Genomic DNA, 16,313 nt, shown 5'->3' on the forward strand with positions numbered 1-16,313 from the left:
GAGAGCGCAGAGGCGCTATCCGGTTCTTGCCGCCGAACTACGAAAGCGTCGCTGTCGGTCTTCGCCAACAGACCCGAGGGGCGTCTTGAGCTTCCGTCTTGAGGCAGGTGGTGCCAGACGATCAGCTCAAACGAACCGGCCGTCCCTTGCTGGCGCTCTTGCGGGTGAGCTCAAAATTGGCGACCACCTCGACATGGCCGGACCACAGGAACTGGTCGACCGGTGTCACGCTGGTCAGCTTGTAGCCGCCGTCGATCAGGATGCGGGCGTCGCGGGCGAGCGTCGCCGGGTTGCACGACACGCCGACGATCTGCGGAACGATCGACTTGGCCAGTGCCTCGGCCTGCGCCTTGGCGCCGGCGCGCGGCGGATCGAACACCACCGCCTTGTATTCCTTCAGCTCGACGGGAACCATCGGGTTGAGGAACAGGTCGCGGCGGCGCGAGGTTACCGCCTTGATCCCCTTGGAGAAGCGCATCGAGCGGTCCAGCGCCTGCAGCAGCTTCGTTTCGCCCTCGACGGCCAGCACCGGGAAGCGCTGCGCCAGCTTGAGCGTAAACGTGCCGATACCGGAAAACAGGTCGAGGACCGGGCCGGATTTTCCGACACCTGCGTCAACCAGATTGGCAAGGGCCAGTTCGGAAGGCGAGGTCGCCTGCAAAAAGCCGCCGGAGCTTGGATAGAGCACGATCGGATCGTTGCGGATTTCCGGGACGCGGCTCATGAAGATCTCCGCGCCATCGACCGTCAGACGCGAAATCGAGCCGTCAATGGCCGCGCGACCGAGCGCTTCATAGTCGGCGCGGCCGGGCTTGCGCGCGCCTTCCAGCGACACATCGAGGCCGGTATCGGTCGATACGACGGTCATGCGGGCGCGCTTGCCGCGATCCATCAGCCGGTCGGCCAGGGCGGACAGCTTGTCAAACCGCGTCTCGATCTCCGGCACGAGGAGCGGGCATTCCTCGATCGGCAGGATGTCGTGGCTCTCGCGCTTGTTGAAGCCGAGCACGACGCCCTGTTCGGTGCGCGACAGCGTGAAGACGGCGCGGCGGCGCGTATGCGGCTCCAGCGGGATCGTCGGATTGACTGGTGTCTCGATGCCGCGCTGGGCGAAGGCGTGGACGACGAGCTCGCGCTTCCAGGCCTGGTATTTCTCCGGCGCCCAGTGTTGCAGCGAGCAGCCGCCACAGACGGTAAAGTGCTTGCAGGCCGGGTCGATGCGGTCGGGACTTGGCGTGAGGATCGAGACCAGATGGCCGCGCTCGCCCTGGATCTCGGCGGTGACGACTTCGCCCGGCAGCGTGAACGGGACAAATACCTTCTGGCCCGACGCGGTCTCGGCGATGCCATCGCCTTCATGGCCGAGGGCAGTGATGGTGAGGGTTTCAGCCATGGGCTGTTTCTTTCCTAACGCCGAGCAGGAATTCATGATTGCCATCGCCACCGGCGATGGGGGAGGGGATGAGGCCGTCGACGACCCAGCCCGATTCCGTGGCAATCCAGTCAACGATGCGCTCGACGGCGGCCTCGCCTTCCAAGGGATCGCGAACGAGGCCGCTCTTGCTGATACCGTCCTTGCCGACCTCGAACTGCGGCTTGACCAGGATAACGCCCCAACTTCCGGCTTCCGCCAATTCGAGGGCCGGCGGCAGGGCAAGGCGGAGCGAAATGAACGAGACGTCGCAGACGATGGCGTCGAAGGGTTCGCCGATATCCTCGGCCGTCAGATCGCGGACATTGAGACCTTCGCGCATGGTGACGCGTGAGCGGCCAGCGACGCGCGGGTGCAACTGGCCATGGCCGACATCCAGCGCATGAACATGGCGTGCGCCGCGCTCCAGCAGCACTTCGGTGAAGCCGCCGGTCGAGGCGCCGAGATCGACAGCCGTGCGATCCGTCGGGTCGTAGCCGAAATGGTCCAGACCGGCGACGAGCTTCAGCGCGGCGCGCGACACATAGCGCTGCGCCGGGTCGTCGATTTCAAGCTCGGCATTCGGCCGGACCGGCGTGGACGGTTTGGTGATGGAGATGCCGTCGACGCGGACATGGCCGCGCAGCACGGCATCGCGTGCCTTGGCGCGCGAAGCGACGAGCCCGCGGGCGAGCAGAACCATATCGAGGCGAAGTGTGGTGTCGTTCATCGCGGAGTGATGGCGTGCGCAGCGGCCAAGCGCAAGGGTTATGGGGCCGCAGGGGCATTTCCGACCCCGGATCGGTGCATTTGCAGGCCGAAAATCCGACGTCGCCGTTCCTATCGATGGGCGGCGATCAGCATCATCATCGGCCGGTCGCGCTCTTCGGCCAGCGCCGGCTGTGCGGCAATCTCGGCATCGGTCGGACCCCATTCCTCGAAATGGGTGATGGTGAAGCCCTGCCGGATCATCATGTTGAGCTGGGTGCCGATGGTGCGGTGATGCTTGATGACGCCCTTGGCGAGCCAGTCGGTCGAGCGCGGGCCTTCGGCGCTGTAGCGATCGATCGGCCAGGTGCGGCGGCCTTCCGCATCGAACGACCAACCGGGTTTCGTCGGCGCCATGTAGATCGGATGCTCGATCGAGAAGACGAGCTTGCCGCCGGGCACGAGCGCGCGGTGGATCGTCGCCAGCAGCTTCTCGAGATCCTCGATGTAATGCAGCGTCAACGAACTGTAGGCGAAGTCGAACGCCGCCGCCCGCAGTTCCAGCGTCTCGAGATCGGCGCGCTCGTAACGGATTGCCGGGTCGGCGGTCATCGATTTCGCCCGCGCCAGCATCGCTTCCGAAACGTCGAGGCCGAGCACCGAGGCCGCGCCCTGTTCGCGGGCATAACGGCAGAACCAGCCATAGCCGCAGCCGAGATCGACGACGCGCTTGTCCTTGAGGTCCGGGAGGATCGCCCGGATGGCGGGCCATTCGCCCGCGCCGGCCAAGCCTTCGACGGATCGGCTCAACTGGCTGTAGCCTTCGAAGAAGGCGGGGTTGTCATAGATGTTCTGGGCCATGGCGCGCGATTCCCGTCCGATTTGCCAGCGGATCGGCGTCGTCTAGCACAAAACGGTCGCCTTCGCGCCCGAGACCGGTTCAGCCGGCCTGAACTGGCTGAACCTCTATCGTGACATGCGACAGGCCGGCGAGGCCGGACAGCCGGCGTCGGTAAGCTTCGGGCGTCGCGGGAGCGGCTGGGACGAGGCTGATCACCGCTGCGTTGTGGCCGGGGCCGACGCGCCAGAGATGCAGGTCGGTGACGTGGCTGCCGTCCTGTTCGAGTTTCGTCCGCATGTCGGCAGCCAGTTCTGGGTCGGGCACCGTGTCGACGAGGATGCGGCCGCTGTCGCGCATCAGCTGGATCGCCCAACTGGCGATCAGGACCGCGCCGAGAATGCCGACGGCGGGATCGAGCCAGACCCAGTTGAAAAGCTGACCGGCGACCAGCGCCGTGATGGCCAGCACCGATGTCGCCGCATCGGCGAGAACGTGGACATAGGCGGCGCGCAGATTGTGATCGCGGCCTGCGCCATGGTCGTGGTGATGATGCGAGTCGTGGTCGTGATGATCGTCGTCATGCGCGTGTGGCGCATGGCTGTGGCCGTGCGAGTGGCCGGATCCCTCATGCAGCAGGGCGGCGCTGACGAGATTGACGGCGAGTCCGATGACCGCGACCGCGATGGCTGGGCTGAAGTGGATCTCGACAGGGAATACCAGCCGCCAGATCGAGTCGACAGCGATCAGGATGGCGATCATGCCGAGGATGATGGCGCTGGCGAAGGCGGCGAGATCGCCGACCTTGCCGGTGCCAAACGTGAAAGCCGGATCATGCGCATGCCGTCTGGCGAAGCGATAGGCGAGGGCCGCGACCAGCAATGCGCCGGCATGGGTCGACATGTGGAAGCCGTCGGCGAGCAGCGCCATCGAGCCATAGACATAGCCGCCGACGATCTCGGCCACCATGGTCAGCGCGGTGATGCCGACGACGATCATCGTCCGGCGCTGGTTGCGATCGTGCGAGGCGCCGAGAAAGACGTGGTCGTGTCCGCCGAGGGCTTGGGTGGCGTTCATGATGGCTACTCCAGCGGGCTATTCGCCCGAACAAAGCCGGCAAGGCCTGGCTTCAGAGATACTTGCTGACTTCCTTGATCTCCTCGACGAGGGCGCGAGCCTCGGCGGCGGGCAATGCACCGGCAGCGGCGCCGAGATGCTCATCGATATGGTGATGGATCAGCGTGCGTTTGGTGCTTTCGATCGCCTTGATCACCGCCTGCATCTGCTGGGCGATATCAAGGCAATCACGTCCGTCCTCAACCATGGCGATGACGCTGGTCAGGTGGCCGGAGGCGCGTCGAAGGCGCTTCAGGATTTCAGGGTTTTGGGCGTGGCTCATGCATAGATCCTATCCTGGGGGAGGGGATATCGCAAGCAGGATGGTGCGTGAGGCGGGGCGCGTTTCCTGTCTCTACGCCCCAACACTCGAAGCAAGCCCTTCAACCAACCCTCTCCCGCGAGCGGGCGAGGGCTTCAGGCAGGTGCGATATCGTCGTGGAGGTTGGTGGTCGACGCTTGGTGCAGTACGCCCCCTCTCCCGCTTGCGGGAGAGGGGTGTTGTGAGGGTCTGCTCGTGCCGGAAGAACCTGACTTCAGCCGGCGACGAGGCGCTTCAGCTTGGCCATGATCGTCTCGTCCTTCTCGTGATAATCGGCCGTACCGACGAAATTGGCGTCGGAATCGAGCAGGTAGACGGCGGCGGCGTGATCCATCGTGTAGTCCTCGCCCTCGCCGACCTTCTTCGAATAGACCTTGAAGGCCTTCAGCATCTGGTCGATCTGCGGGCGGCTGCCGGTCAGGCCGATGATGCGCGGATCGAAGGCGTGCAGGTAGTTGTTCATCTGCTCCGGCGTGTCGCGCTCGGGGTCGACGGTGACGAAATAGACCTTGAGCTTGTCGCCGTCCGGGCCAAGCTGCTTCAGCCACTGCGTCGCCTGGAACAGGGTGGTCGGGCAGACATCGGGGCAGAAGGTGAAGCCGAAGAACATCGCCGACGGATGCCCCTTCAGCGCGGCTTCCGTGACCGGCTGGCCCTTCTGGTCGACAACGCTGAACGGGCCGCCGATCGAGCTCAACGTGAGGTTGCCGCCCTTCTTCTGCATCATCGCGAAGCCGGCAACCGCGATCACCGCGACGGCGACCAGGCCCCACAGGATGTAGCGGATGGTGCGCAGCGTGTTGCGGCCTTGGGCGGGCTTGCTGGTTTCGGTCATTGCGTGGCGCCGCCATGGTTCATGTTGTGCTTGGAATGATCGGCCGTCGGACCCGGCGCGCCCATCGGTGCGATGGAAAGCTCGACTTCGACCGCACCGGCCTTGGCGAAGGTCAGCGTCAGCGGCACGGTCTCGCCCTGAACGAAGGGAGCCTTCGGGCGGATGAACATGACGTGGTAGCCGCCGGGCTCGAGCGTCAACGTTGCTCCGGCCGGGATCTCGACGCCGTCGGTCGCCGGACGCATCGTCATGACGCCGTCCTTGGTCTTCATCAGATGAAGCTCGGTCTTTTCCGAGACAGGCGAAGCGACCGAGACGAGCGTATCGGGCTCGGCGCCGGTGTTCTTCACCGCGAGATAGCCGCCGCCGACGCGGGCGCCGGGCGGGGTCGCGCGCGCCCAGGCTTCGCTGATGACGAGGGGGCCTGCCGTGACGTCGGCGAGCGCCGGCGCGGCCAGCGAGGCGGCGAAAAGAAGGGAAAGGGCGATGCGCTTGATCATGCCGCAGAGATAACCCTGACCGCGACCGTTTGAAAGCGCGGCGGACTGCCGCGCAAGCGCTTCGGCCGGGTCGATGCCGGGCGGATCAGGCCAGCCGGAACGCCGCTGCTTCGTCGCCGCGGCCGAGCGCCTCGAACACCGTCGCGACGATGCCGCGCGCGTCGAGACCGCTGGAAACGATCATCGCTTCAGGCTTGTCCTGATCAACGAACTCATCCGGCATCACCAGCGTTCGGATCTTGAGGCCGCGATCGAACGCACCGGCGCCGGCAAGGAACGACAGCACCAGCGATCCAAAGCCGCCGACAGCGCCTTCCTCGACAGTGATCACGACTTCGTGATTGCGGGCCAGGTCCAGCACCAGATCCGTATCGAGCGGCTTGGCGAAGCGCGCATCGGCAACCGTCGTCGAGAGGCCGTAGGTGTCGAGCTCTTCCGCTGCCTTCATCGCGTCCTTGAGGCGCGTGCCGAAGGAGAGGATCGCTACCTTGGAGCCCTGGCGCACAATGCGGCCCTTGCCGATCGGCAAAACCTCGCCGCGCGCCGGCATGTCGATGCCGACGCCTTCGCCGCGCGGATAGCGGAAGGAGGAGGGCGCGTCGTCGATGGCAACCGAGGTCGCGATCATGTGGACCAGCTCGGCCTCGTCGGACGGGGCCATGACGATCATGCCGGGCAGGGCGGTCAGGAAGCCGGTGTCGAACGAGCCGGCATGGGTCGGTCCGTCGGCGCCGACGAAACCGGCGCGGTCGATGGCAAAGCGCACCGGCAGCTTCTGGATCGCCACATCATGGACGATCTGGTCGTAGCCGCGCTGCAGGAAGGTCGAATAGATCGCGCAGAACGGCTTGTAGCCTTCCGTCGCGAGGCCAGCCGCGAAAGTGACGGCGTGCTGCTCGGCAATGCCGACATCGAAGGTGCGCTTCGGAAAAGCCTGGCCGAACAGGTCGAGGCCGGTGCCGGTCGGCATGGCGGCCGTGACCGCGACGATCTTGTCGTCGTGCCTGGCTTCCTCGATCAGCGCTTCGGCGAAAACCCGCGTGTAGCTTGGCGCGTTGGGAGTCGCCTTGGCCTGCTTGCCGGTGATGACGTCGAAGCGGTTGACGCCGTGATACTTGTCGGGCGCGGCTTCGGCCGGGGCATAGCCCTTGCCCTTCTGCGTCACGACATGCAGCAGGATCGGACCATCCGGCGCGTCGCGCAGATTGCGCAGGATCGGCAGCAGGTGGTCGAGATTGTGGCCGTCGATCGGGCCGACATAATAGAAACCGAGCTCTTCGAACAGCGTCCCGCCGGTGAAGAAGCCGCGCGCATATTCCTCGGTCTGCTTCGCCTTCTCGTGGAAAATGCGCGGCAGCTTCTTGGTCAGCTGCTTCGCCACTTCGCGGAACGAGCGATAGGCGCGGCCGGAAACGAGGCGCGCCAGATAGGCCGACATCGCGCCGACGGGCGGGGCGATCGACATGTCGTTGTCGTTCAGGATGACGATCAGCCGCGAGCGCAGCGCGCCGGCATTGTTCATCGCCTCATAGGCCATGCCGGCCGACATCGCGCCGTCGCCGATCACGCAGACGACGGCATTGTCGCCCTCGGAAAGGTCGCGCGCCACGGCCATGCCGAGGCCGGCGGAGATCGACGTCGACGAATGCGCCGCACCGAACGGGTCGTATTCGCTCTCGGTCCGCTTGGTGAAGCCGGAAAGGCCGTGCGTCTGGCGCAGCGTGCGGATGCGGTCGCGGCGGCCGGTCAGGATCTTGTGCGGATAGGCCTGGTGGCCGACGTCCCAGATGATCCGGTCGGCAGGCGTGTTGAACACGTAGTGCAGCGCCACCGTCAGTTCGACGACGCCGAGACCCGCGCCCAGATGGCCGCCGGTGATCGAAACCGCATCGATGGTTTCGGCGCGGAGTTCGGCCGCCAGCTGCGCGAGCGCGCTCTCCGGCAGACGCCGGAGATCCTCGGGAGTGGTGACGGTGTCGAGAAGGGGCGTGTCGAGCTTGCCGGTCATCTATGAAACAAGGCTGTTAAGAGAAGGGGCACGGTTACACGACGCGGCGGCGGGTGGCAACGCGGTCGAATGGGTGGGGGAGTGCCATGTCCGCGCAGTTGCGTGCTTTTTCGCGTGCGCTACTGTGGTTTTTCCTCGAAATGGCAAGGCAAGCGCATGATCCGGCATACTGTCGTCTTCCGTCTGAAGCATCCCAAGGGTTCTGACCCTGAGGCTCGATTCCTTGCCGACGCACGCGTTTTGGCGTCGATCCCCGGCGTTGGCCAATTCGAGCAATTGCGCCAGGTCAGCCCCAAGAACGACTATGATTTCGGCTTCTCGATGGAGTTCGCCGACCAGGCCGCATATTCCCTGTATAACGACCATCCCGACCACGTCGCCTTCGTGCGCGACCGCTGGATCCCGGAAGTCGAGGCCTTTCTCGAGATCGACTACGAGCCGCTGACGACCGCCTGAGCGGCTGGAAAGGTCGACGGCGCGGCTGCAATCCGTCATAGGACATGCATGTTTCGACGGCCTTTGCCGGCAGGGTGAGAATGCACGAGATACTGACGGACTATCCGCTCGACGACTGCAACAGTTTTGGGTTCAGCGCCCGCAGCCGTTATGCGGTTGAAGTTCGCTCCGAGGACGACCTCCAGTCGGCGCTGGCCGATCCACGCCTGAAAAGCCTGCCGCGCCGCTTGCTCGGCGGCGGCAGCAACATTGTGCTGAGGGCCGATTTCGACGGCGTCACGCTGCTGATGCGCAGCCGGGGCCGCAGGCTGGTGGAAGAAGCGCCGGACGCCTGGATCGTCGAGGCGGCGGCCGGGGAAAATTGGCACGACTTTGTCCGCTGGACACTGGCCGATGGCTATCCAGGCCTCGAAAACCTCGCGCTGATCCCCGGTACGGTCGGCGCCTCGCCGGTACAGAACATCGGCGCCTATGGCATCGAACTCGCCGACCGTTTTGATACGCTTCGGGCGTTCGACACGGAGACGGGCGAGTTCGTCACCTTCGGCAAGGCGGATTGTGCCTTCGCCTATCGCGACAGCGTGTTCAAGCATCACCCCGGCCGCTATGTCGTCACCAGCGTGCGCTTCCGCCTGCCGCGCCCATGGCAGCCGGTGCTGACCTATCCCGATATCGCCGCCATTTTCCAGCATGGTGAAGCGGTGGAGCCCGAGGCGGTGTTCAACGAGATCGTTGCCGTGCGCGGGCGAAAACTTCCTGATCCGGCGGTGATCGGCAATGCCGGCAGCTTCTTCCAGAACCCGATCGTCCCGGCGGCGCAGCATGAGGCGCTGAAGGCGGATTATCCCAAGCTCGGCGGCTATCCGCAGCCGGACGGCCAGATCAAGCTCTCGGCCGCCTGGCTGGTCGAGCAGAGTGGGTTCAAGGGCATCCGCCTCGGTCATGTCGGCGTCTATGACCGCCACGCGCTGATCCTGGTGAATCACGGTGGCGGTTCAGCCGCCGAGATCACGCGGCTTGCCGGCGAGATCAAGGCGGGTGTGAGGGAAAAATTCGGCGTGCAACTGGTCGAGGAGCCGGTGTTTCTCTGAGGGGCTTTCTGTTCCTCTCTCGGAGGCGTCGCCTCGCTTGAGGCCTTGCCGCGACGCATCCGCACACTTGCCGTCATCCTCGCGAAGGCGAGGATCCATGCAGCTCAAGGCCGACATGCGTAAAAATCCCGAAAACCCGGATGAATGGATCCCGGGTCAAGCCCGGGATGACGCCGAGGTGGGGGTGGCAGGCGCGCTTTCACCTCTCCCTGAGGGAGAGGTCGGACCGCAGGTACGGGTGAGGGTTTACGGCCTCTCCGGATGTTTCCCCTAACGCCTTCGCCGTCGACCTCTCCTCAGGGAGAGGTGAGTTGCAGGTCTCGGTCTGAAGAGACTACGGCCCCTCCGGCAAGGGAATGAACTCGTTCTCGTCGCCAAACACCTTGTCGAAGCGGCCGGATTTCCAGTCGTTCTTGGCCTGCTCGATGCGGTCCTTCGACGAAGACACAAAGTTCCACCAGATATGGCGCGGGCCATCCATGGGCGCGCCACCGACCAGCATCAGCCGCGTCGGCGCGCGGGCCGTGAGGCTGATCCGGTCACCGGGGCGCAGCACCAGCAGGCGGCCCGCCTCGAACACGTCGCCTGCGATCTCGATCTCGCCTTCGAAGATGTAGAGCGCGCGTTCCTCGTGCTCGGCGTCGATCGGCAGCCGGCCGCCCGGCTGGAGCACGACGTCGGCATAGATGGTGTCGGAGAAGGTATGGACCGGCGAGGTTTCGCCATAGGCCGAGCCGAGGATCAGGCGCAGATCCACGCCATCTCCGCTGACGACGGGCAGATTGGCCTTGCCGTGATGGTGGAATTCCGGCGCGTCTTCCTCGTTCTGCTTCGGCAGCGCGATCCAGGTCTGCAAGCCGCCGACCTTGCGATCGTTGGCGCGATGGCGGAATTCCTGGCTGGAGCGTTCGGAATGCGCGATGCCGCGCCCCGCCGTCATCCAGTTCACGTCGCCCGGCTGGATCGCCATTTCGACGCCGGTCGAATCGCGATGCACGATCTCGCCATCGAAAAGATAGGTGACGGTCGCCAGCCCGATATGCGGATGGGGCCGCACGTCGAGGCCTTCGCCGGCCGGGAATTCGCCGGGGCCCATCTGGTCGAGGAAGATGAACGGGCCGACCATGCGGCGCTTGATCGTCGGCAAGGCGCGCTTGACCGCGAAGCCGCCAATATCGACGGTGCGCGGCACGACGACGAGTTCGATGGCGTCGCTGGATGCGGCGTCGCCAAAGACCGGATCGATATCGGGCAGGCGGCTCATGGCTCTCTCCTTTGCGTTCGGTGTTCTACCGATAATGGAGGCGCGCAGTATGAGCCGATAGACGCGGTTCTGGCGACGGATTGTTCATCGCCAGCGCCTTGCGCCGACGAGCGAGCTATTCGACGTCGAGCGGCTCGGTGCCGGTTGCCTGGCCATTGGCGCCGGTGCGGATCTTTTCGACCTTGGTCTCGGCCTGCTTCAGCAGCGCCTCGCAATGCTTCTTCAGCACTTCGCCGCGCTCGTAGATCTTGATCGATTCTTCGAGCGGGACATCGCCGCGCTCAAGATGGCCGACGATGGTTTCCAGCTCGGCCAGGGCCTTTTCAAAGGAGAGACCTTCAAGAGCGGTCTGGACGTCGGACATGGTTTGGTCTCCGGATTGTGCGGCGAACCTTTTCCGCCATCGGGCCGCGCGATGCAAGCCGTGCTCGGGCGTTGGCGGCTCAGCCGGCGCGCATCAGCGCCTCGACATGGGCGGCGGTCGAACTGGCGAGCGCCTTCAGATCGTAGCCGCCTTCCAGGATGCTGACGATGCGGCCGTGCGAATGGCGATCCGCGAGTGCCATCAGTTGCTCCGTCGCCCAGACGAAATCATCGTCGGAGAGTTCCAGTTCGCCGAGCGGATCGCGCGAATGGGCGTCGAAACCGGCCGAGATGAGGATCAACTCCGGCCGGAATGCGTCAAGCGCGGGCAGGATGCTTGTCTCGAAGGCGGCGCGGAAATCAGCTCCATCGGCACCGGGCGCGAGCGGCGCGTTGAAAATGTTGCCGACGCCCGTTTCGGATGCGGCGCCGGTACCGGGATAGAGCGGCATCTGATGTGTCGAGGCATAGAGGACGGACGGATCGTCCCAGAAGATAGCCTGGGTGCCGTTGCCGTGGTGCACATCCCAGTCGACGATGGCGACGCGTTCAATGCCGTGGCCGCGCTGGGCGTGGCGCGCGGCGATGGCAGCCTGGTTGAAGAAGCAGAAGCCCATGGCTCGATCCGGCTCGGCATGATGGCCGGGCGGGCGCATGGCGCAGAACGCGTTCTTCGCGTCGCCGTCCATGACGGCGTCCACCGCCTGACAGGCGCCCCCCACCGCGATCAGCGCTGCCTCCAGCGTCTTGGACGACATCGTCGTGTCGGCGTCGATGCGGATCATGCTTTCAGAAGGGCTGTAGTGGCGCATCGCTTCGAGATGCGAGAGCGGGTGGCAGAGCAGGATCATCTCGACATCGGCCATCCGCGCGACTTCGCGCTTGAGCGGGTCGAAGCGATCTTCCGCCAGCACGGCCTCGACGGCCTGGATGCGCTCGGGGCGTTCGGGATGGCCGAAGGGCACGAGATGCTCGGCGAACACCGGATGATGGATCAGAAGCGTTGTCATGGTCATCCCGGATCGATTGTCCAACAACGTCCGGCGGCGCCGGGCTCAGTACGCCTTGCGCATATAGGCTACCAGCGTGTCACGTGCGACCGGCGAACGCAGCCGGTTGAGAATATGACCGATTTCCTGGTCGATGCGCGTCAGCACCTCGCGACGATCTCCGCGCATGAGGCGGCGGGTCATCCCGGCCGCCTCCATCGAACGTCCGGCGAGTTTGCGGGCCACGGCCATCGCCGCGCTCTCGACATCGGCGGCCGGTACGATGCGGTTGACGAGGCCGGCCTGATAGGCGCGCTCGACGTCGAACCGCTCGCCAAGCGCCAGGAATTCGAAGGCGCGATGGTGTCCCATCAGACGCGGAGCCAGCAGCGTCACGCCACCGCTCGGGATAAGGCCGATCTCGACGCAGGTGGATTCAAAGGCCGACCATTCGCTGGCGACGACATAGTCGCAATGGAAGAGGATGCTGGCGCCCATGCCCATCGCCAGCCCGTCGACGGCGGCGATCATCGGCTTCTCTATGGTGGCGATCGTCTTCAGGAAGCGGGCGATGTTGTCGTCGATGCGGCCTTCATCGGCGAAGTGGATCAGTTCGCGCAGGTCGTTGCCGACAGAAAACACGCCGGGCGAGCCGATGAAGATGAATGCCTTGTTGCGGGCATCGCGCTCGCCGAGCACGAGCGCATCCGCCATGATTCCCAGCATTTCGACCGTCAGGGCATTCTGAGTTTCCGGGCTGTCGATTCGAATGACGGTTACGCCGCCCTTCGCCTCGATGCTGATCGGCAAACTCATACTGTCGCTCATGCGCTGTCGTTCTCCCCACAACCGGCGCGGGAGATTGCTCGCATCCCGGCGCTGAGTAAAGTCAATGTTCAATTTTGTCTTGAGTTTCAGAGGAATGGCAAGGGTGCAATCGACGCTTGTGGCCAGGGTCCGCACACCAAAAGTCGTTGTCCGCACTGTCGTTTCTTCTTGACTGCCCGGTCTCGACGGTCCTTTTGGCGTTTTCCGCTGCAACAGGTTTCCGGGAGACTGGCTTGGCCATTCATAATCCCCCCATCATACGTCCGGCCGATGACAGGGATGCGCTCGCCGAGGCTGTCGCGGCGCTGGCGGCGGGCGAATTGGTCGGCATGCCGACCGAGACCGTCTACGGGCTGGCGGCAGATGCCACCAATGGCGAAGCCGTGGCGCGGATCTACGCCGCCAAGGGCCGGCCGAGCTTCAATCCGCTGATCGCCCATGTCGCCGACTTGGCGGCGGCGGAGCGGCTGGTGTCGTTCGACCCGGTTTCGCGACGCCTGGCCGAGGCGTTCTGGCCCGGCCCGCTGACGCTGGTGCTGCCGAAGCGCGCCGATGCCGGCGTATCCGACCTCGCCACTGCGGGGCTCGACACGCTGGCGGTGCGGATGCCGTCGCATCCGGCGGCGCACGCATTGCTGCTGGCCTTCGGGCGACCGGTGGCCGCTCCCAGCGCCAATCGCTCCGGCCATGTCAGCGCGACGACAGCGGCGCATGTCGCAGCCGATCTCGGCTCGTCCGTGTCGATCGTGCTGGATGCCGGTCCAAGCCATGTCGGCGTCGAATCGACGATTGTCGCGATGACGGATTCCGGGCTGGTGTTGCTCAGGGCAGGCGGGCTGCCCCGGGAAGAGATCGAGGCGGTAGCCGGTGTGCGGCTGCAGGTCATCGACCTCGCAGATCCCGAAGCGCCGACCGCGCCGGGGCAATTGGCCTCGCACTACGCGCCCGGCGCGATGGTGCGGCTGGATGTCGAAGACGTGCGTCCGGGCGAAGCCCTGCTCGCCTTCGGGCCGGGCCTGCCGCGCGGCGCATCGGATGCGGCGGTGACGATCAATCTCAGCCCGCGCGGCGACCTGATCGAGGCGGCCGCGCGGCTGTTCTCGGCATTGCGCGAACTGGACGGCAAGGCGGCGACAATTGCTGTCGCGCCGATCCCGGCGACGGGACTGGGCGAGGCGATCGTCGACCGTCTGCGCCGTGCCGCCGCGCCGCGCCCATAGAACAGGGTGCAGCGCCGGTCAGCGCATCAGGCTTCGAATTCAGGCCCGCGTGCCGAATAGAACTTCTGCTCGCGCCAGCGCTCCATCAGCGCCTCGAATTCGGGGTCGATCTCGGTCGGCAGCATGATCTTGAGCGCGACGAGCAGGTCGCCGTGACCACCGACGGCGGTCGGCAATCCCTTGCCCTTCAGGCGCATGACGCGGCCGCCATCGGAATGGGCCGGTATCGTCATCGTGCCGGAGCCGGTCAGCGTTGGAACGCGCACCTTGGCGCCGAGGACCGCCTCGTCCAGCGTGACGGGGAGGTCGAGCCGCAGGGTTTCGCCGTCAAGCTTGAACAGCGGATGCGGGATGAACTCGATCGTCACCAGCGCATCGCCGGTCGGGCCACCGTTCGGGCTGGCCCAGCCTTGGCCACGCAGGCGGATCACCCGGCCGGGCTTGGTGCCGGCGGGAACGGAGATCTCGAGCGTACGGCCGGTCGGCAATTCGACACGGATTTTTTCTTCGCGCGCCATCTGTTCGAGCGTCACGGCAACCGTCGCCGAGACGTCTTCGCCACGCGAGCGCGCGTGTGCCGAGGAACGGCTGCCACTGCTGAAGCCGCCCTGGCCGCCACCAAAGCCACCCTGGCCGCCGCCAAAACCGCTCTGTCCGGCGAAACCGCCGAAAATATCGTTCAGGATGTCGTCGGCGCCTGCGCCGCCACCGCCGGATGACCAGCGGAAGCCGCCCCGGCCATCGCCGGTGCCGGCTGTGCGCGGATCGAAACCCTGGAATTTCGGCTTGCCTTCGGCGTCGATTTCGCCCCGGTCAAACTGGCCGCGCTTTTCTTCGTCGCTCAGGATTTCATAGGCAGAATTGATCTCCGAGAACTTCTCCTGGGCCTTGGAGTCGTCCGGATTTTGGTCGGGATGGTGTTTTTTGGCGAGACGGCGAAACGCCTTCTTCACCTCGGCCGCGGTCGCCTTCTTCTCGACGCCGAGCACCTGGTATGGATCACGCATGGGAAACCCCCTCTAAGGGCAGGATTCGTCCCGGCCCAAATGGCGGCACCGGAACTCTCCATAACATAGGGAGGCTAGGAATTGATTCCAATCGCCTCGAATCGTTTGGACTTTAGAGAAGTGCGCTGTCTTCGGGAACGACTTCGAACAGCTGCCACATGCCATCGGTGGCGCGACAGGCGTCGCCCTTGTAGCGGCGGATGCCGCGCACATCACTGACCGTCAGCGCGAAGGCGCGGCAGTTGCGGCCGTCGGGCTCGTTCTGCGCCGTGCGCACCGGCGAAAGGGTGCCGTTCGAGCCGGTATCGGGATTGGTCCAGTCGATGATGTCGCCGTTGGCAGAACTCGGGATGAAGGTCGAGGCCGTCAAGCGGATGTGCTCCCAGTCGGAAGGGGCAACCGCTTCGACGACGCTGCGCTTGGCGGTTGGTGCCGCCGGCGCGATCGAGCCGGTGGTCGTCATGTCGATCTCATTTTCCGGCCCGCCGGGCGTGAGCCCGCAACCGGTGAGCCCTGCACACAGCATGATCGGTCCGAGTCGGCCAATCATTCGCATTCCTGGTCGATCCCGTCCTGTCTGGTCATAGGCCGTCCGGTCGATATATGTCTGTCCCGTAGCAGCACGAATGATCCTCGGCGGCCGCCTCGTGGATCGCAGCATCGGAAAAGAAAATTAAGGATGAGTGACTTCACCGCCGCGACCGAGCCGTTTGCCCTCTTCGCCGCCTGGCTGAAGGAGGCGGAAGCGTCCGAAATCAACGATCCGAACGGCATGGCGCTGGCGACCGTCGACCCGGACGGGTTGCCTGATGTGCGCATGGTGCTGATGAAGGATTTCGACGAGGACGGGATCGTGTTCTACACGAACTACGGCAGCGCCAAGGGGCGCGAACTGCTGGCGAACCCGAAGGCAGCGGTGCTGTTCCATTGGAAGAGCCTGCGCCGTCAGGTCCGCGTGCGCGGGCCGGTCGAGCAGGTCACGGCGGCCGAGGCCGACGCCTATTTCGTCACCCGCGCTCGCCACAGCCGCCTCGGCGCCTGGGCGTCCAAACAGTCGCAGCCGCTCGAGTCACGATTTGCTCTGGAAAAGTCGGTGGCGGCGCTCGCAGCCAAATACGCCATCGGCGAAATCCCGCGCCCGGAGCACTGGTCCGGGTTCCGGATCAAGCCGACCCAGATCGAATTCTGGAAGGACGGCGCGTTTCGCCTGCACGACCGCGTCGTGTTCCGGCGCGATGTGCCGGGTGAGGGCGAATGGAGCCGTGAGCGGCTCTATCCGTGAGGTGGGCGGACGCCTTCTTTCCCACCGCGTCGGTAGCCGACGGCTATTCTGCGGGCCGTCGCCCCGGCGGAGGCC

At 65.2% G+C, this 16,313-nt stretch carries 18 protein-coding genes; 4 read left to right on the forward strand and 14 right to left on the reverse strand.

Annotation, left to right across the window (positions count from 1 at the left end):
- Window positions 1–121: 121 nt before the first annotated feature.
- The 8 genes from OSH12_RS14815 to dxs all read right to left on the reverse strand — a co-directional run bounded on the left by OSH12_RS14815 (window position 122) and on the right by dxs (window position 7,738).
- Window positions 122–1,393: a class I SAM-dependent RNA methyltransferase gene (locus tag OSH12_RS14815; protein WP_266344335.1), complete on the reverse strand. Its 1,272-nt coding sequence runs from the start codon at window positions 1,391–1,393 to the stop codon at window positions 122–124.
- The gene (locus tag OSH12_RS14820; RefSeq protein WP_266344336.1) at window positions 1,386–2,141 is read right to left on the reverse strand and encodes a TlyA family RNA methyltransferase; all 756 of its coding nucleotides are present in this window, start codon (window positions 2,139–2,141) and stop codon (window positions 1,386–1,388) included. Before OSH12_RS14820 ends, OSH12_RS14815 begins: the two co-directional genes overlap by 8 nt.
- Window positions 2,142–2,251: 110 nt before the next feature.
- A complete protein-coding gene (locus tag OSH12_RS14825) occupies window positions 2,252–2,980 on the reverse strand; it encodes a class I SAM-dependent methyltransferase (protein WP_266344337.1) in 729 nt (242 codons plus the stop codon).
- Window positions 2,981–3,059: 79 nt separating this feature from the next.
- Entirely contained in the window at window positions 3,060–4,034 is a 975-nt protein-coding gene (gene dmeF / locus OSH12_RS14830) for a CDF family Co(II)/Ni(II) efflux transporter DmeF (RefSeq protein WP_266344338.1), read from the reverse strand.
- A 52-nt stretch (window positions 4,035–4,086) separates the two neighbouring features.
- Complete coding sequence (locus OSH12_RS14835; protein WP_266344339.1) at window positions 4,087–4,356, reverse strand: metal-sensing transcriptional repressor; 270 nt, start codon at window positions 4,354–4,356, stop codon at window positions 4,087–4,089.
- Between the two features lie 253 nt (window positions 4,357–4,609).
- Entirely contained in the window at window positions 4,610–5,230 is a 621-nt protein-coding gene (locus OSH12_RS14840; protein WP_266344340.1) for an SCO family protein, read from the reverse strand.
- Window positions 5,227–5,730, reverse strand: a complete 504-nt coding sequence (locus OSH12_RS14845; protein ID WP_266344341.1) for a copper chaperone PCu(A)C — start codon at window positions 5,728–5,730, stop codon at window positions 5,227–5,229. The genes OSH12_RS14840 and OSH12_RS14845 overlap by 4 nt, the downstream gene beginning before the upstream one ends.
- Before the next feature lie 85 nt (window positions 5,731–5,815).
- Complete coding sequence (dxs, locus tag OSH12_RS14850; RefSeq protein ID WP_266344342.1) at window positions 5,816–7,738, reverse strand: 1-deoxy-D-xylulose-5-phosphate synthase; 1,923 nt, start codon at window positions 7,736–7,738, stop codon at window positions 5,816–5,818.
- Window positions 7,739–7,894: 156 nt separating this feature from the next.
- On the opposite strand from dxs, the gene OSH12_RS14855 reads away from it, so the two are divergent.
- Both OSH12_RS14855 and murB read left to right on the forward strand, forming a co-directional pair.
- The gene (locus OSH12_RS14855; RefSeq protein WP_266344343.1) at window positions 7,895–8,194 is read left to right on the forward strand and encodes a Dabb family protein; all 300 of its coding nucleotides are present in this window, start codon (window positions 7,895–7,897) and stop codon (window positions 8,192–8,194) included.
- A gap of 80 nt (window positions 8,195–8,274) precedes the next feature.
- On the forward strand, window positions 8,275–9,285 hold the full coding sequence (gene murB / locus OSH12_RS14860) for a UDP-N-acetylmuramate dehydrogenase (protein ID WP_266344344.1): 1,011 nt from the start codon (window positions 8,275–8,277) through the stop codon (window positions 9,283–9,285).
- Between the two features lie 334 nt (window positions 9,286–9,619).
- On the opposite strand, the gene OSH12_RS14865 is transcribed toward murB, so the two are convergent.
- The 4 genes from OSH12_RS14865 to OSH12_RS14880 form a co-directional block, all read right to left on the reverse strand.
- Window positions 9,620–10,549 carry a pirin family protein gene (locus tag OSH12_RS14865; protein ID WP_266344345.1) on the reverse strand — a complete coding sequence of 310 codons (930 nt, stop codon included), beginning with the start codon at window positions 10,547–10,549 and terminating at the stop codon, window positions 9,620–9,622.
- Window positions 10,550–10,664: 115 nt separating this feature from the next.
- Window positions 10,665–10,913 (reverse strand): exodeoxyribonuclease VII small subunit, encoded by a 249-nt coding sequence (locus OSH12_RS14870; protein WP_266344346.1) that lies wholly within the window; start codon window positions 10,911–10,913, stop codon window positions 10,665–10,667.
- 79 nt (window positions 10,914–10,992) lie between these two features.
- Complete coding sequence (locus tag OSH12_RS14875; RefSeq protein ID WP_266344347.1) at window positions 10,993–11,922, reverse strand: histone deacetylase family protein; 930 nt, start codon at window positions 11,920–11,922, stop codon at window positions 10,993–10,995.
- 45 nt (window positions 11,923–11,967) lie between these two features.
- Window positions 11,968–12,729: an enoyl-CoA hydratase-related protein gene (locus tag OSH12_RS14880; protein ID WP_266344348.1), complete on the reverse strand. Its 762-nt coding sequence runs from the start codon at window positions 12,727–12,729 to the stop codon at window positions 11,968–11,970.
- A 233-nt stretch (window positions 12,730–12,962) separates the two neighbouring features.
- On the opposite strand from OSH12_RS14880, the gene OSH12_RS14885 reads away from it, so the two are divergent.
- Window positions 12,963–13,949 carry an L-threonylcarbamoyladenylate synthase gene (locus tag OSH12_RS14885; RefSeq protein WP_266344349.1) on the forward strand — a complete coding sequence of 329 codons (987 nt, stop codon included), beginning with the start codon at window positions 12,963–12,965 and terminating at the stop codon, window positions 13,947–13,949.
- 26 nt (window positions 13,950–13,975) lie between these two features.
- On the opposite strand, the gene OSH12_RS14890 is transcribed toward OSH12_RS14885, so the two are convergent.
- The gene (locus OSH12_RS14890; protein WP_266344350.1) at window positions 13,976–14,956 is read right to left on the reverse strand and encodes a DnaJ C-terminal domain-containing protein; all 981 of its coding nucleotides are present in this window, start codon (window positions 14,954–14,956) and stop codon (window positions 13,976–13,978) included.
- Between the two features lie 112 nt (window positions 14,957–15,068).
- Window positions 15,069–15,506 (reverse strand): RT0821/Lpp0805 family surface protein, encoded by a 438-nt coding sequence (locus tag OSH12_RS14895; protein ID WP_266344351.1) that lies wholly within the window; start codon window positions 15,504–15,506, stop codon window positions 15,069–15,071.
- Between the two features lie 129 nt (window positions 15,507–15,635).
- Between OSH12_RS14895 and pdxH the strand changes: the two genes are divergently transcribed.
- Complete coding sequence (gene pdxH / locus OSH12_RS14900) at window positions 15,636–16,238, forward strand: pyridoxamine 5'-phosphate oxidase (protein ID WP_266344352.1); 603 nt, start codon at window positions 15,636–15,638, stop codon at window positions 16,236–16,238.
- Window positions 16,239–16,313: the final 75 nt, after the last annotated feature.

The organism is Kaistia terrae (assembly GCF_026344005.1).
Lineage (GTDB): Bacteria > Pseudomonadota > Alphaproteobacteria > Rhizobiales > Kaistiaceae > Kaistia > Kaistia terrae.

What these genes read in the sequence shown, in the direction of transcription:
- OSH12_RS14865 (WP_266344345.1), bottom strand. Translation starts at nt 10,549, where the DNA reads ATGAGCCGCCTGCCCGATATCGATCCGGTCTTTGGCGACGCCGCATCC.
- pdxH (WP_266344352.1), top strand. Translation starts at nt 15,636, where the DNA reads ATGAGTGACTTCACCGCCGCGACCGAGCCGTTTGCCCTCTTCGCCGCC.
- OSH12_RS14875 (WP_266344347.1), bottom strand. Translation starts at nt 11,922, where the DNA reads ATGACAACGCTTCTGATCCATCATCCGGTGTTCGCCGAGCATCTCGTG.
- OSH12_RS14840 (WP_266344340.1), bottom strand. Translation starts at nt 5,230, where the DNA reads ATGACCGAAACCAGCAAGCCCGCCCAAGGCCGCAACACGCTGCGCACC.
- murB (WP_266344344.1), top strand. Translation starts at nt 8,275, where the DNA reads ATGCACGAGATACTGACGGACTATCCGCTCGACGACTGCAACAGTTTT.
- OSH12_RS14855 (WP_266344343.1), top strand. Translation starts at nt 7,895, where the DNA reads ATGATCCGGCATACTGTCGTCTTCCGTCTGAAGCATCCCAAGGGTTCT.
- OSH12_RS14845 (WP_266344341.1), bottom strand. Translation starts at nt 5,730, where the DNA reads ATGATCAAGCGCATCGCCCTTTCCCTTCTTTTCGCCGCCTCGCTGGCC.
- OSH12_RS14815 (WP_266344335.1), bottom strand. Translation starts at nt 1,393, where the DNA reads ATGGCTGAAACCCTCACCATCACTGCCCTCGGCCATGAAGGCGATGGC.
- OSH12_RS14870 (WP_266344346.1), bottom strand. Translation starts at nt 10,913, where the DNA reads ATGTCCGACGTCCAGACCGCTCTTGAAGGTCTCTCCTTTGAAAAGGCC.
- dmeF (WP_266344338.1), bottom strand. Translation starts at nt 4,034, where the DNA reads ATGAACGCCACCCAAGCCCTCGGCGGACACGACCACGTCTTTCTCGGC.
- OSH12_RS14825 (WP_266344337.1), bottom strand. Translation starts at nt 2,980, where the DNA reads ATGGCCCAGAACATCTATGACAACCCCGCCTTCTTCGAAGGCTACAGC.
- OSH12_RS14880 (WP_266344348.1), bottom strand. Translation starts at nt 12,729, where the DNA reads ATGAGCGACAGTATGAGTTTGCCGATCAGCATCGAGGCGAAGGGCGGC.
- dxs (WP_266344342.1), bottom strand. Translation starts at nt 7,738, where the DNA reads ATGACCGGCAAGCTCGACACGCCCCTTCTCGACACCGTCACCACTCCC.
- OSH12_RS14890 (WP_266344350.1), bottom strand. Translation starts at nt 14,956, where the DNA reads ATGCGTGATCCATACCAGGTGCTCGGCGTCGAGAAGAAGGCGACCGCG.
- OSH12_RS14820 (WP_266344336.1), bottom strand. Translation starts at nt 2,141, where the DNA reads ATGAACGACACCACACTTCGCCTCGATATGGTTCTGCTCGCCCGCGGG.
- OSH12_RS14835 (WP_266344339.1), bottom strand. Translation starts at nt 4,356, where the DNA reads ATGAGCCACGCCCAAAACCCTGAAATCCTGAAGCGCCTTCGACGCGCC.
- OSH12_RS14895 (WP_266344351.1), bottom strand. Translation starts at nt 15,506, where the DNA reads ATGATTGGCCGACTCGGACCGATCATGCTGTGTGCAGGGCTCACCGGT.